The sequence below is a fragment of the Herbaspirillum sp. WKF16 genome, assembly GCF_028993615.1.
Classification (GTDB): domain Bacteria; phylum Pseudomonadota; class Gammaproteobacteria; order Burkholderiales; family Burkholderiaceae_D; genus Herbaspirillum.
In genome coordinates this window covers 2,219,654-2,235,215 of record NZ_CP118632.1, presented here as the reverse complement: position 1 = coordinate 2,235,215, position 15,562 = coordinate 2,219,654, and the positions used below count along the sequence as shown (strand labels likewise).

The 15,562-nt window shown below is 58.3% G+C and carries 9 protein-coding genes; all 9 read right to left on the bottom strand.

Annotated elements, in window-relative coordinates; genetic code table 11:
- Position 1: 1 nt before the first annotated feature.
- Entirely contained in the window at positions 2-2,194 is a 2,193-nt protein-coding gene (locus tag Herbaro_RS10235; protein ID WP_275013713.1) for a YcaO-like family protein, read from the bottom strand.
- A gap of 4 nt (positions 2,195-2,198) precedes the next feature.
- Entirely contained in the window at positions 2,199-2,642 is a 444-nt protein-coding gene (locus Herbaro_RS10230; RefSeq protein WP_275013712.1) for a class I SAM-dependent methyltransferase, read from the bottom strand.
- Positions 2,643-2,766: 124 nt separating this feature from the next.
- Positions 2,767-3,513: a Hint domain-containing protein gene (locus Herbaro_RS10225; protein ID WP_275013711.1), complete on the bottom strand. Its 747-nt coding sequence runs from the start codon at positions 3,511-3,513 to the stop codon at positions 2,767-2,769.
- Positions 3,514-3,532: 19 nt separating this feature from the next.
- Positions 3,533-4,033: a toxin-activating lysine-acyltransferase gene (locus tag Herbaro_RS10220; RefSeq protein WP_275013710.1), complete on the bottom strand. Its 501-nt coding sequence runs from the start codon at positions 4,031-4,033 to the stop codon at positions 3,533-3,535.
- Between the two features lie 50 nt (positions 4,034-4,083).
- Positions 4,084-5,493, bottom strand: coding sequence for a TolC family outer membrane protein (locus tag Herbaro_RS10215; protein ID WP_275013709.1), 1,410 nt, complete (start codon positions 5,491-5,493; stop codon positions 4,084-4,086).
- Entirely contained in the window at positions 5,483-6,832 is a 1,350-nt protein-coding gene (locus Herbaro_RS10210; protein ID WP_275013708.1) for an HlyD family type I secretion periplasmic adaptor subunit, read from the bottom strand. Before Herbaro_RS10210 ends, Herbaro_RS10215 begins: the two co-directional genes overlap by 11 nt.
- A complete protein-coding gene (locus Herbaro_RS10205; protein WP_275013707.1) occupies positions 6,825-9,062 on the bottom strand; it encodes a type I secretion system permease/ATPase in 2,238 nt (745 codons plus the stop codon). Before Herbaro_RS10205 ends, Herbaro_RS10210 begins: the two co-directional genes overlap by 8 nt.
- 50 nt (positions 9,063-9,112) lie before the next feature.
- Positions 9,113-9,586, bottom strand: coding sequence for a GNAT family N-acetyltransferase (locus tag Herbaro_RS10200; RefSeq protein WP_275013706.1), 474 nt, complete (start codon positions 9,584-9,586; stop codon positions 9,113-9,115).
- Positions 9,587-9,593: 7 nt separating this feature from the next.
- Positions 9,594-13,397 (bottom strand): cadherin-like domain-containing protein, encoded by a 3,804-nt coding sequence (locus Herbaro_RS22470; RefSeq protein ID WP_446719335.1) that lies wholly within the window; start codon positions 13,395-13,397, stop codon positions 9,594-9,596.
- Positions 13,398-15,562 lie beyond the last annotated feature (2,165 nt).

The following is a 15,562-nucleotide window of genomic DNA, read 5'->3' as shown; positions in this document are numbered from 1 at the left end:
TTCAGGGGAACGGATGGGGGAAGCGTGCCGCCCGCCGTAAGAACATATCCATCGCCAATGGCATCTTGCCGTAGCCGAAACTGATGGAGATGGCATTCGGCACCAATATCCGGCCCGACACCAGGCGCGTTCCATCGATCGTTGTGGGGGCGTCGGGCAATGTCATGTCTACCCATAGCGCGGATGTGCCAGCATCGCGCAAACGAAGAGCGATATTGGCAGAATTACGCGAAAGACATTCGAGGACAGTGTCGTAATCGATTACGAGACGTGACCTCCCTAGCGCGTCGGCACGCCTGAAATAGCGCGGATTTGTGTACAACTCAGCGTGGTCGTCAGCATTCGTCACCCGTCGCGGAGTCAAGTCTGATCCTGATGCACGTCCCATTCTTGCGCTAACCGCGGTTTCGATTTCCGAAAATACGGATTCGAGAGAACGCTCGACATCTACCCCGGCAGCGGCGGACACAGCCGTGAAGTGACGGCCGGCGTTCTGAACGAAAAAGAACCAGACTGGAAACAATCCCAGATCCAGCATCTGCAAACTGACGTGACAACCTCTGCGCGTCAGCTCGCCCATTCTTGATGACCAGTGGCCCGGCAGAGAGGCCTGCCTTACCTCCTGCCCGCCACGCTGCGCGAACCAATGGCGCATGAAAGCATCACGTTCAACCACCTCAAACAGCGCAGCCTGCTGCGCTGTCTGCTCATTCCTGCCGCTCGCGCATCCTGACGAGTTTGCCGACGTAAGTGGATACGCACTGTACTCTTCGGGAAGCGAAGACAAGGCATAGACGCATTCAGCGGGTAACCAATGCCGTGCTCCGGTGTGAATATTCATCGCCTCACGCCAGAGATATTGGCGTGTCGGGTCGAATGGATGATAAGGAAAGTCCTTCGAGCGATATTGAGATGGTAGATATCCCACCAATGACTGTGGCGGTAGCATATCGGGCAGCTCACCCCACCGCCCCACGCGGCAGCCCCGTGGCTGCCGGTAAGCATATCGCTCGGCGGCTTCTGCGATTGCCTTGTCGTAGGCGCGCGCAGGATCTGCGTCACGCCCATAGCCGCTGACCCGCATTCCCGGTTGCGGCCCAGAGATGACCGCCTGCCCGGTATGAAACGGCCAAGCATGCCGTTTCTCCTTCCATTCGAAATGAACCTCCGATGCACGAGATAGTGTTCCGCCATAGTCCGTACCATCAGCACCAGGATTGCCGAATAGGCCGCTGACGATAGGAGGCGAAATTGCCGGATCGCAGTCAAACACGGCGCCAGCATGAGCTATGTCGATGACTCCCATGGCGCGCCAAGCACAAGCTTGCTCTGTTGCCGCCAGCGCGATGTTCTGCACCACCGAACCGGCTTCGATCAAGGCATGAGAAAACGCCCGGTTACCGTATTTCAATGCGCCTGCCCGAACATCAGCCGAAATGAGCAACCATCCTGTAGCGCCACGCATGATGGCTGGATTTGCCAAGGCCCTCGGTACCTGACCAACATCAACCGATGGCAAGGCCTCTAGCAGAACAGCCCCCTCGGTGAAGTGCACCTTGTATCCACCCGCAGGAATATCCTCAATTTCGCTCAACAACACCAGATGCAGTATCAACGGATAGAAGCCGCCCGCTGAAGCGACCATCCTGTGACCATCATTACTTTGCCCATAGGCGGCGAAAAGGAGCACATTCAGGCTAGCCTTCGAAAAGGCCCCACCTCCGAAAGCGGGCGTCGATGAGCGTGCCGCCCCCAGCGACAACAGCTTGCTAGCGGGCGGGGCGCCAAGTCCGATCAGGTTACCCAGTTGTGGTAATTTCGGGGCTGCAACCACTGGCCACGAATCGGCTTGCGGAGGCTTGCCACTCTTTTCCAGTACCCTAGAAAAATGTGCCAAGCCAAGCGAGGCATCGACTAACACGCCGCTTGCCAACATGGCCGAGACGAAAGCGGAGAACTCGCAATCACCGAAATGTGCGAGCGCGCGTTCGTCAATCTGCGTCAGCGAGAGCTCGCCCTGGCACCAGTCAAATAGCTTGTCCAGATAGCGACCGGGCGCTGCTACCTCAACGATCTCGTCAGCCAGTCTGATCCACAACCTGTTGCCACTAATCTTGCCAATTCCGGCCAATATCGGACATAGCCGCGCTGGATCCTTCAGGCGTTCCTGCAACCCCGGTGAGGATGTCGTCATGCGATCAGTCCTTGTGAGCGATCCACAGTTCGCGCGGCAAGTCGTAACCGGAATGGCGTACCAGCTTGCCGCCGAAGCGCTCATGCGCACGACGCAGCCGTTCAATACCACGCGCGCTGACCGCATTACACGCCATCCAACCGCCCGAATCCAGATACGACCACAATGGCACGAACAGATCGACCTCGCTTTCTCCGGGACAGCCTAGCCAAATCATGTCTGGGGTAGGCAACATCGCTGGCACGCCCTCCAGTTCAGAGAGAAGGATGTCGACATGTACGCCGTGAGCGAAAGCGTTGTAGGCGATGTCCTCGCAGCGATCTTCGTATCGTTCAATGGCAATCACCCGGGATTCGGGACGCGAAATCTTCCATTCAATGGCTATCGCTCCAGAACCGGCGCCGACATCCCACATCACATCACCCGAAACACCATTCAGCTGTCGCATGATCTCCTGACGCAAACGCATCGGAGTCTGCTGCGCTCCGAAGCGAGACAGATAGTGACGCGAAGCACGCGCCGCCTCGTCCGCGTCCGTGTACGGTGCTGGTATGGTCATATGCGCAAACTGATCAGGCGTTGGCCAACGAGGCAAGGAACTCGTCCGCCTCGACATGGGTTCCAGCACCAGTCCAACGAACGCCCTCGCCATCGCGGTCGACCGCATGGCTACTGATAACGAAGCCGCCGGCAATATAGCTCCCGCCCTCTTCCACATCCAGGTGATAGAGCGGCGTGTCAGGGTGCATCATGTGGTAAATCGGCTGCACATGTTTCCAGCCATCGATGTGAGCATGAGTCTGGGGTACGTCGAAACGCAACGGTTTGGCATCGCGCTGCAACCTGACGCCAATCCCGTTTTCCTTTTCCACCAAGTAGTGATTGAAGTTGTAGACGCCCCACCATTCGGTCTGTAAGCCATCTTGTTCAAATCGCATCCACATCGCATGCTCATCGGAGATCATCAAAGGCGCTTCGTTGCCTACACACAATTCGATAATCCGGCGCGTTACCCCCAGCCTTGGATTTTCCAGCGCCCGCACCCGCGATACACCGCTCAGAGTGCGCACCATCTCGCCCCCCGTAAAAGTCTCGATGGCTTTGGTCGTGCCATCGGCGAGCAAGACTGGAGTGCCGGCCAGCACGCAAGATCCGGAGTCGCAACCAAGGCTGGCAACGGAAGCATCAAATGAGCGCTCGACCGGCAACCGCGTCACACTCCAGCTAGCTACGGTCTGTGTCGAAGGACGGTAGAAAATAGTAAAGTCGCTCGGATTTTCGGTGTTCGCCGACGTGGACTGAATGTGTTGTTCGGACATCGCCTTGCTCCCTGAATAGTTAGTGTTTAGCCGAAGAAGCGACTGCTTCCCATTTGATTACCTTTGCGTCACCTTGCGGCATCGGTGCCAACTGGTGGATGACCTGGCCCGGGAAGATGTTGACACGCAGTTCGGTCAAAATATCCTGTACGCCGCCATACGGTGCAATCAGGTCGATGATCCACACCTGCTCACCGGAACGCCAATCGGCGGCTGTCAAATGATGTGGCGCTTTACGATAGCGGCTCACCACGTCGTCCGACAATTTTGCCCAAGTGACAAAAGCCAACGGCATCTGCTCGCGCATGTATAACTTGGCTTGATCCAACACCAATGGCGGCATGATGCGCCACTCCAGGTCGCTTAGCAGCGTATGTCGTGTTGCTGCCTGCTGCATCATCAACCAGGTGACCGGCCCCAGAATCGGGATTTTCTGGCTGACGCGCTTTGCTTGGTCCATCGCGATTTCGGCCAGATCGTGCAGCTCCTTGCCGGAAAATTCATTCTTTGCTTCGCTCATCAATCATCCTTCAGTGTCATATATGTTCGGCGCTCAAAAGACATCGCATGCTATTGAGCTATGGAAGATGGTTTGCGCACCATCAGAGCATCAATTTGATAGACATCTTGCTCTACCAGCAAGCCTGCTGACGCTTTAAGGCGGAGGCCTTGCATCAAGGTTTCATATTTGGTCTTCACCAGATCGCGCTGAGCAGAGGCCAATTGCTGTTCGGCATTCAAAACGTCGATGTTAATACGCGTTCCGATACGGTAGCCCACTTTGTTGGCTTCGACGGAGCTTCGGCTAGACTCGACCGCCGACTGCAATGCATCAATCTGAGACTGTCCGCTGTCAAAGGCAGTAAACGCTTGCTTGGCTGATGTCGCCGCTTGCCGTGTTGCCGTCTCCCAGTCTGCTCGCGCTTTATAGTAGTTGGAGGCCGCCTCGCGTACTTTGGACTCCGTCGCACCGCCTGAGTAGATTGGAATGTTCAGCTGGACACCGATCTGGGTGGAACGCGCCCGCGTATCGATATCCGCCGGCGAAGTCAGGCTGCCCGACGAGTAGTTGCGTCCGTACGAGGCAGTCATGTCCAGCGTCGGAGCATGCCCTGCCCGGTTCTTCGCGATCTCCTTCTTCGCTACCTCTTGCGCCGCCAACTGCACACGCACCAATGGATTCTGTTCTCGCGCAGCCGCTAGCCAGGACGGTAGATCCGGCGGGGTGGGCTTGGGTAGAGATATATCCTGACGCAATTCGAGAAGATCACGAGGTTCTTCACCGGTCACGCGCTCATATTCAGCGCGTTTGTTAACCAGGTCATTCATCGCCGCAATGCGCTGCGAAGTAGCCAGATCAAAACGTGATTTAGCTTCATAGGTATCTGTAATCGTCGATACCCCGACGTCAAAATTGCGTTTGGCCAAGCCAAGCTGCTGCTCGACCGCGTTGAGCTGCGTCTGGGCAACCGACAAGCTTTCTTCAGCAACCAAGACATCGAAGTACGCCTGAGCGACCCGTAGTACCACGTCCTGCTGCGCTTGTGAAAATTGGGCATCTGCTTGGCGGATTTGCGCATCCGCCTGATCGTAAGCAATCCAATTCGCAAGCCTGAATAGCGGCTGGTTCAACTGCAAGGACCATCCCCGTGTGCGCGCGTCTCTCGCCATATATGGTGCGTCGCTGAACGATGCGTCGCCTTTCTGCGAACTGGCGTTGAATCCGGCATTAACGTTTGGCAACAATCCTGCTCTGGCTTGCGGCAACCTCTCCTGCGCAGCTTCCAATGCATAGCGGGCCGAATCGAATACCGGGTCTTGTTTCAACGCTCGCCGATATGCCTCACTCAACGTCTCCGCACGCACCGGGAAAATAGAAGCCGCTAGCGCAAATCCTACTAATCCGATCACATAACCACGCTGCGCACCATTCTTAAGAATCCCGGTCGACTGATGCTTCTTCCAACGATCAACGCTCACGCAACGACTCCTCTTTGTAGCGCAGCATCGGAGCGAGGAAATACTCGATCATACGGCGTTCATCGGTCTTGATATCGGCGGTGACGTTCATCCCCGCGACAATGCGGCCCTTGTTACCGTGGACCCTATTCGGTGTGTGCATGTCCTTGAGCTGGATACGCACCGGGTAGATAGGGCCTAGCTTTTGATCCATCACAGCATCAGTTCCTACCCACTGAACTGTTCCTTCGATATAGCCATAGCGCGTGAAATCGAACGTCTCGATCTTCGCAATGACTCGCTGTCCAATGCGGACGTGGCCGATATCACGATTATTGACCTGCGCCTCCACCTCCAACGGCGAATTTTCGGGAACCACGCTCATCAACGGTTGCGCCGGTGTGACCACCCCACCTACCGTGGTCACGGCCAATTGTTGGACAACGCCATCAATGGGTGCCTTGAGCACTTGCAGGTCGCGACGCTGCGTAGCCTTGACCAGCTCCTGCTTGGCTACGTTGACCTTCTTGATGGCGTCGACCAGTTCCGACGATGCCCTTGCCCGGAATTCCGCCAGCGCCTGCGCCTTCTGCTGCACGGCCGCACGCATGCCCGCGCCAGATTCCTTCAGCCGATTCTGCTGGATGGCCTCTTCCTTCTGCAGGTTGATCAGCTCCAACTTGGTCTCGATCAGGCCGGTTTCGGCGATATGCCCGGTCTTGGCCAGTTCCTCGCGCATCTGATGCTTCTTTTCAACTAGCGGCAAGCTGACCCTGATTTGCTGAACGTTGGAAGCCACCGCATCATAGTCAGCCTGACGCCGAGCGACGTCGGCATCAAGCGACGCCATCTTCGATGACTGTTCAGTCAGGCGGCTTGTCAGAATCGCCTGTTGGTTCACCAGAATCTCCTTGGGCGCATCACCAGGCAGACTGAAACTCGACTTCCCCTGCAACAGCGCGTTCAGACGGGCAACATCCGCCTCGCTCTCCCAGTATTCGTATTGCAGACGGCGTCTGTCGGCATCTGTCGTGGTCTGATCAAGCGTCAGCAGGATGGTGCCGGAGGCTACTTTTTGACCATCCTTGACGAATATCTCCTTGACCACCCCGCTCTCCAGAGACTGAATTACCTTGCTCTTCCCCGACGGAATAACGCGCCCTTGGACTGAGACGACGATGTCGATATGCGCCAGGAAGGCATAGATCGCCGCCATGAACGCCATCGCGCAAATGGCCAGTGTCACCATGCGCGCTATGTAGGCCGGCGGCCTAGCCTGAATGCTGATGGCTGCAGAAGAAAAAGCATGACCGAATTCCTTTTGCGCAGAATTGGCAGTGGCCAGTTGCAGATCAGACATGTGCCACCTCCACCTGCTTGAGCGCCACCGCCTCCCCGCTAACCTCCAGTACTTGGTGCGCGTTGTACAAATCGAAGTAGCGGCCGCGTCGCGATACCAGTTCCTGATGGTGCCCCGTTTCGATCACCTTGCCGCGCTCCAAAACAAGAATGCGGTTGGCTAGCCGCAAGGTTGACAGCCGATGCGCCACAATAAACACTGTCCGTCCACGACAAATTTCCGCCATGTTGTCGTGAATGACGCGTTCAGACTCATAGTCCAAGGCTGCCGTTGCCTCGTCCAGCAGCAGTAGTCGCGGATTGGTCGCCAGGGCGCGGGCGATCGATATGCGCGCGCGCTGTCCGCCGGAAAGCTTGCTGCCACGCTCACCGATGACGGTGTCATAGCCCTCCGGTAACTCGAGAATGAACTCATGCGCGCCGGCCAACTTGGCGGCATTCATGATCTCTTCCATCGACAGCTGTGAATTGGCCAGCGCAATGTTGTCGCGCACTGAGCGGTTGAACAAGATATTGTCCTGGCCCACCACCCCGATCTGCCTACGAAGCCAGCTGGTGTCGACCAGGTTCAGGTCAATGCCATCAACCAGGATACGCCCGCGCTGCGGCGTATAAAGCCGCTGTATCAGGCGCACCAGCGTAGTCTTTCCAGCACCGGACACGCCCACCAGCCCGATTATCTCGCCGGCGGTGACATCGAACGAGACTTCGTCCAACACGTCAGGGCCATCCTGGCGATAACGGAACGAGACGTCGCGGAAACTCACGTTGCCTTGGATGCTGGGCGGCGTCGCGCGCGCGGGTTGGAATGCCGGCTCTGCCGGCGCATCCATGATGTCAGCCAGGCGTTTGATCGAGACCTTCATCTGCGTGAAGTCCTGCCACAAGGAAGCAAGCTTCAGGATTGGCGCATTCACGCGGCCCGATAGCATGTTAAAGGCGATCAGGCCGCCGACGGTCAGGTCGCCGTCGATCACAAGTCGAGCACCAAACCACAGCAGCAAGACAGTCAGCAACTTGCTGGTGAGCGAAATGAACTGGTTGGTCGCGCTGCCGAGGTGGCCGCTAGAAAAGGCTACGTTGACATAGTCGCCCAGGCGCCGCTCCCATTCGCGCTGCCATTGCGGCTCGACGGCTTGGCCCTTCAAGGTTTCCATGGCCGTGATCGTCTCGACCAGGAAGGTCTGGTTTTCCGCACCCAGCGCGAACTTGTCTTCCAGCTTCTTGCGCAGTAGCGGCGTAATGAGCCAAGAAGCACCGAAAAAAATCGGCAAGGCGGCCAGCACGATGAAGGTCAATGTGGCGCTGTAATAGAACATGACACCCAGGAAAACAATCGCGAAGAGCAGATCCAGCCAACTGGTCAGCGCTTGGCCGGTCAGGAAATTGCGGGCGTTCTCCAGTTCGCGCATGCGCGCGACGGTGTCGCCGCTGCGGCGCGACTCGAAGAAGGCGAGCGGAAGGTGCATCAGGTGCCTGAACAACTTGGAGCCTAGCTCCACATCGATGCGGTTGGTGGTATGCGAAAACAGGTAGTGGCGCATGCCGGAAAGCACCACCTCGAAAATGGCAACACCGACCATGGCAACGACCATCACGTCCAGCGTGGATAACGACCGATGCGTCAGCACCTTGTCAATCACAACTTGGAAAAACAGTGGCGTAATTAAGGCAAATACCTGAACGAAGAACGATGCCAGCAGCACTTCGCCCATCAAACCGCGGTACTTGCGCAGAGCTTGCCAGAACCAGCCCACACCGAACTTGTGCACCTCCGTGCGGTTCTGCTCGTGAATACCGGCGCGGCGTACCGCCTTGATCCAGCGACCGGTCCACATCTCACCGAACTGCGTCAGAGCCAGTTGGTGAGGCTGACGTTCGCCGGCAACCTGCACCACGACGCTCCCGGCCTCGACGCGTCCCAGCAGCATGAAACGCCCGTCGAGGCCTTCCGCCAGCAAGGGCAGCATTCCCGCATTCAGTTGTTCAATACGCCCTCTTTGCAGCGAAGCTTCGAACTCCAGTCCTTGCAGGGCCTGGATCATTTCAGCCATGCCAAGAATCGTTCCCGGCACTGAGAAATAGTGCTCCAACTGCTGCGCATCCAGGCTCAATCCATTGAGCTGGGCATACAGCCGGATCAAATCCAGATTGGCCGTATCGGCTGGAGTGCGCTGCCTGTCGTCCAATGCAGCGGCCGGGCTGTTGAGCCCGTCATTTACGGTGTTCATTTTGCTATCCCTCGTCGCCCCACCCCTGGGGCATTGACTTTCTCAGTAGCTCAGGCCGATTGACGAATCGCCAATGGCGTCATGAAGTTGGAACCGCAGTTCTTGAAACCCAGGTGCGCCATGAAACGATTGAAGCGCTCCTGATCCACATCGACACTCATGTTGATGCACAGCTCCGACGCATTACGGTTCTCAGCCCAGCGGCGGAACGCGATCAATAACTTCAATGCAGCCGAGCTTCCCCGATGCTCCGGCGTGACGAAGAAATAGCTGTCCTGGGCCACCAGCGCGTTGCTGAAAAAATAATCGACGACATAGCCGGCGAGCATCCCCACCGCCTCTCCTCCCTCGTTCCTGGCCAACAGGATGCAACCAGCCAAAGGATTGCCTATCAGCTTTTCCATCGAGGCCCGGGTTTTCGCATGGTTCATCGGAAACACGCTGAAACGAGATTCCGCGTGCATCCGAATTCCCAGTGCCATCAAATCATCGACGTCCTTCAATTCCGACAAATAGATCTTCATTTACGTCCTAACTGGTGCCTGTATGGGCGACTACGTATTGGGATTGTTCGTTCGATCCTGCATCCGCAATAGCGAGCAGGTCCGCGCCCAGCGACGCGACCGAGTGATCGGGTGCCGGAATGAACGCCAGCGGGTCGTCGGGCGGGCTGTGGCTGGTCGCCACGACCTGGTTGAACAGGAGCGCCATCTGCCTGATGGCCGCAAGATCATCCATTGCTGCCTCAACTATCGACGGTGCGATCTGAGATGCAACTGTGGCCCCGTCAACCGGCTGAGATGGAGGATCCATCGACGCGGGCGTTACGCTCGCAACATCGCCATGCGCGGCGACCGTTGCCTCCACGACGCCCTGTGCCACAGGTGTCGTTTCGTTATGAGCAGCTCCGCCACCGTCACTTGCCGCCGCCGAATGCGCGCCGGAATCAGTTGTGGAAGCCGACTGCGCGTGCGCGCCGGCATCAGCCCCGGAGCTACCGGTCGAATTCGCGCTGACGGCTTCGAGGGCTGCCTTAGCGGCATCGGGCAAGGGCGATATCTCACCACCGAACATGACGTCGCCGGCGCGTGATGTATGCCCGTCGGAAAAGCTTACCTCGCTGGTGCCGAACACGACGTTGCCGTTGTTCAGTTCTGGGCTGCCCTCCCGATGCAAGCTGATCGAGGTGATACCCATCTGGTCCAGCGAGATGAATTCACCCGTATCCTGCACCCCGTTCTTGTTCAAGTCCCGCAAGATGCCGAACGACGACCATTGCGCATCATAGGCGGTCAACTTGCCGTCACCGTCGGTGTCGAACGCGGCCAGACCTTCCATGTCGGTTCTGGCACCTTCCTTGTAGCCAACGAAGGAAATCTCATTGCTGTCGGTGATACGACCATCGTGGTTGACATCAAAGGCCAGAATTCCGTCGTCAGTCGAAGCCCAACCGATGTGCTCGCGCCATCCTTGTCCGTTCAGATCGGCAAACATGTGCGAATCCTGAGGTTTTACCAATTCGATACCGTCGCCGTCCAGGTCGATCACAATGGGGCACTTACCGCCACCGCCCGCACTACTGCCCCTGTGAGCCGTATAGATCATTGCATCGGTGCTTGCCCCCTGCGCATCTGTGACCCTAATTGAGAAAGGATCCGAGCCGGAATAGGGATCGCCACGATGGCTGTAGTATTGCCATGCACCCTTTTCGTACACGGCGTAATAAGATTCCTGCGTGTGATCGACACCACTCGAAGCAGACGGGGCAGACGGTGTGGTGTATTCATTGGCCCACGCGTGCCCATGCTGCGGGCCGCCGCCGACCGAGAACGTCAGCGCAGCCGTCGGACCGTCAACGTCGTACGCAATCACCTTGCCGTTCTGGCGATACGGGTCATCGTTTGGCACGTGTCCATTCTCGCCATACAAATCGGTTGCATCGATATAATCGAAACCAATCGGTCGCAGCTGGCCACTGCGGTAGTAGTTCAGCCCCATGGCGTTGCCGTTCGCATCTAGCAAATCGTTTGACCGAGACTCGGTCATTCCGGAGACGCGATCGTATGGATTAGACGCTAATGCAATTGCAGTAGCCTCATCCGTGACCGGTACCAACGACCAGCTCGCCGTGTGATACCAGCCGCCTTCCTCCAATACGTCATTTGGTGCCCAGCGATATCCGTAGATCGGACGGCCATACCAGATGTCTTCAATTACAGGTGCGTCATTGACCGATTGCACGGTCAGATACGCCGTTGCCCACGTGGATCCGCCTTCACCGTCAGACACCTGGTATTGGAAACTGGCCGCGCCGTTGAAGTCCTGAGTCGGCATGAAACGCACACTGCCATCGGCCTGCAGCGTCACTGTTCCATGAGATGCATTGGCCACGGCCGAAATGCTCAGGTGCGATAAGGACGATGGATCAGGGTCGGTATCGTTGGCCGTCAACTGCGCTGCCGAGATGATGAAAGCGGTATCCTCGAAACCAACGAAACTGTCATCGACCGCGATCGGATTGACATTGACCCGAGAGAAATCGATCTGGGTCGTACCCACCACTTCCGCGCCATCGGTATCCCGCACCACATACTCGAAACTGCCCACGCCACCGTATCCTGCCTCCGGTACGAAGGTAATGGTGCCATTTGGGTTCAACACGACGGTACCGTGCTCGGCATGTTGGACCGCCACGATGGTCAGCGCGTTCGGGTCTTCGACATCGGTGTCATTGGCCAGCAGCGCCGCCTGGGTCAGCGTGTAGGTGACGTTGCGTTTGCCGTTGAACATCTCGTCGTTAACGACAGGGATGTCGTTGACCGAGTTGAAATTGATGTCCACGCGCGCTTCGCTCTGCCCGCCGACGCCGTCGTCGACGACATAGGTGAAGCTGGCAGGGCCGAAGTAGTTGAGATCAGGCGTGAAGACGATCTCGCCGTTCTCCAAACGAACCGTTCCGTGGGTAGCATTGCCCACCGACGTCAAGCGCAGCTCGCTGTGATCGTTGTCCACGTCGTAGTCGTTGGCCAGCAGGCCGTCGACGGAGAAATGGATGACCTGGTCTTCGTCGGTAGTCGCTGCCTCTCCTTGCAGGCGCGGCGCGTCGTTGACAGGGAGGATGTCCAGCGTGGCCGTGCCAACGGTGAATCCGCCCACGCCGTCGGAAACGGTATAGGTAAAACTGGCCGCACCGAAGTAGTCCGCGTCCGGCACGAAGCGAATCGATCCGTCCTGGTTCAAGGTCACTACGCCGTGGCTGGCGTTGTCGACGGCAATGATCTTCAGGTCAGTATGGGGATTGTCAACATCCGAATCATTGGCCAGAAGGAGCGCCTGGTCGATAGTCTGGATGTTGTCCTCATCGAACGTCAGCGTCTCACCCACCACATCCGGCGCATCGTTGACTGGCGCGAGATTGACCACGGTGGTCCCAATGACCTGGCCGCCGTTTCCATCGTCGACCGTGTACGAGAACGACGCCGGGCCGAAGTAATTCAGCTCAGGGATGAACCTGATCGTACCGTCCGCCAATAATTGCACAGTGCCATGCTGGGCGTTGCTGACGGCCGTGATGGACAGCACCTGGCCGTTGGTGGCGATGTCGACGTCGGTGTCGTTGGCCAGCAGGAAGGATTGCGGTATGTCCAGGATGATATCTTCGTCGCTGTCGATCTGCTCGCCCGTGACCACCGGCAAGTCATTGACCGGAATCACCGTAAGATGCATCGTCCCCGGGACCTCATATCCCACTCCGCCGTTCACGACCAGCTCCGCGTTATCGCGGTCGGCGACCCAATAGGTGAATTGCGCCGGCCCGTTGTAATCCTGGTCGGGTACGAAGCGAATCGTTCCGTCGCTGTCCAGGAAGACCTGACCGTGCTGCGCCTGGCCGACACGGGTGATGCGCATGACGTCGCCATCGACCGCGCTGTCCACGTCCAAATCATTGGCCAGCAGGTCGGCCGCGTGGAACATCAGCACATTGTCTTCATCGCCGGCGACGGTATCGTCGCGCACCAGCGGCGCGTCGTTGACCGGTGCCAACTCAATAGTAGCGGAAGCCACGCTCGAGAGGCCATACTGGTCGGTCACCGAATAGCTGAAACTGGCCTGCCCATGATAGTTGGCCTCCGGGATGAAGACGACTTCGGTCTTGCCCTCTTCATTGGTGCGCAATGCCACCTGGCCGTGCGTTGGACTGAAGACGGCCGTGATGCGCAGCATCTGCTGGTCCGGGAAAGCCGGGAAGTTGATGGTCGAGTCGTTGGCCAAGAGCATCGATTCCGGCAAGCGCAGGCCAATGTCCTCGATGCCAGTGATGAATTCGCCGGCCACGGTGGGATAGTCCAGAACGACCTCGGCAGTCGCGGGAAGTACGGATCCACGGCCATTCGTGCTATCGAAAACCTCTTCCTGCGGTGCCTGAACTGCCGATATGTCGCCGTGATCCTGTCCTCCGGCGCCAGTTCCGCCGCCCAGTCCCTGAAATGGCACCAGTGGATCGGCGCCGGCAATGCTGCCGGGCGGCGGTAGCAAGGTCCCGACAATTCCGGAGCCCGAGTTGCTGATGGCCGTGGGCTGGTACAACTGCTCCAGCGGCACGTTGACGGCCGACTGGTGCGCGCCAGAATCGGTCGAGGTGCTGCCGGTTGCGGTCGAACCGAGATCAGTGCTGATGAATTCGCCGACCCTGTTCGCATTGCCTTCCTGCGTACGTGCACTGCCCGCCGTGCCCGCATCCACGTTTCCAGCGGAAGCAACGGTCGGCCATTGCACTGCCGCCGCAGCCACGCCGACGGCAACCAGCGGCGCGCCTGCGCTGCTGAGGCCGAACAGGCTGTTGTCGGCGTTGCGGATCATGTCCTCGGTAACCTGGCGCAGTTCCTGGCCGGCCGTTGCCGCCCCATTGGGAACAAAGGCGACCGGATTGGAGCGCACCTGGCCCGCCGTCGTGTTGCTGGCCCCCGGCGTCCCGGTCCCTTGCCCCGAAACAGCGACCCCGGCCGTGCCTGCCCCCAGGCGGTTGTCGTTGGCGCCGATCGTTGTATCACCGCGCTGACTGGTATTGGCAATGGTCTTACTGGTGGTCGACGTCAGGCCGGGATTGCCGGCATCGACCAGCACCTGGCCGCCGTCTGTATCGGCATCTCCGCCATGCGTATGCTCAGCTTGGCCGTCGAACTCACGCGTGTTGACGGCATGCAGCACCGTTTCACCGCCCTCCTGCGACTCCAGCAGTCCTCCCGGCGTCATCAAGTAGGCCACGCCCTTGACGTCGCCGGTGAGCTGCCCGGCATTGAGCGCAAGGGTGCTGCTGTCGGACTTGACCAGTACCGGCGGATTCTTCGAGAAATCGATCGCGGTGATCCCCGCCGCCGCCAGCGACTGCAGCTCTCCAGGCGAGGTCGAGGTCGCTGTCTGCGATACGCCGTCATGATTGGCGTCGATCCATACCTTCAGCACCGCAAACGCCGGATCGCGCGCATCGAGGATGCCATCACCGTTAGCATCGAGCCAGCGCACGCTGTTGCGCTCCAGCGAAGCAGCAGGATCAAGATTCAGCAGCTCGCCTGCAGTGATCTTGCCGTCGCCGTTCAGGTCGATGGACAGGATCCCCTGATTGGAGGAAATCCAGTCCACCTTTTCCAGGTAGCCGTCACCGTCAATATCGGCATAGATCCGATCGTTGGTGGCGCCAGCCGCCGCCGGGACCACCGGGAAAGTCAGCGCCGTGAAGCTTTGCGTCAAATGCTGCACGTCCTCTACCGGCATGCCGGCGTGCTCACCTGGTTTGGCGGTGGCGCTGACGCCTTCCTGGAGGTAGTGCTGGCGGATGGTTTCGGCTTCCCAGGCAGGAACGACGGCGTCCATCGCATGCTTCATGAAGTCGCTCAGGAGCGTATCGCCAGTACCGTCGCCGCGGCTGCCTGCGCCGTCGTAGTAACGCGTCTGGACTTGACCGTTGTCGTCAATCCATTTGAGATACAAGTGACCGCTAGCACCGTTGGCCAAATTGAAGCCATCTGGATCGTATTGATAGCCAATCGAAGGCAGCCTCGAGGCAATCAGTCCATACAGCGGCTGTCCATTGGCATCCACCATTCCGCCGAGCTGCGACTGCAAGCCGTCGACTAGGTTTTGCATCCACTTAGTGGCCGTTGCGCCCCCACCTTCGGCATCTTGGGTTGTAATGACATGGGTATGCCCATCGGCATCCCAGACCGCCTGAGCTTGTCCCTCCAGCATAGGCTCATCTGAGCCAAACATGCTACTGATGATGGTAATAACGACCGCAGCAATTGCGCCATAAGGGCCGAGATACCCGAGAGTAGATAAAAGACTGAGGGCCGACGACGCAATCGACAAGGGATTGCCCGACTGAATTGCCATCACGAGCCCAACGCCTCCTGCCACTGCGCCCAAGCCTTGGGCAGCATTGCCTAGCGCGCCTACCGCATTGCCGGCCTTATCCACCAAGTCGACATTCTGCATCATGGCGT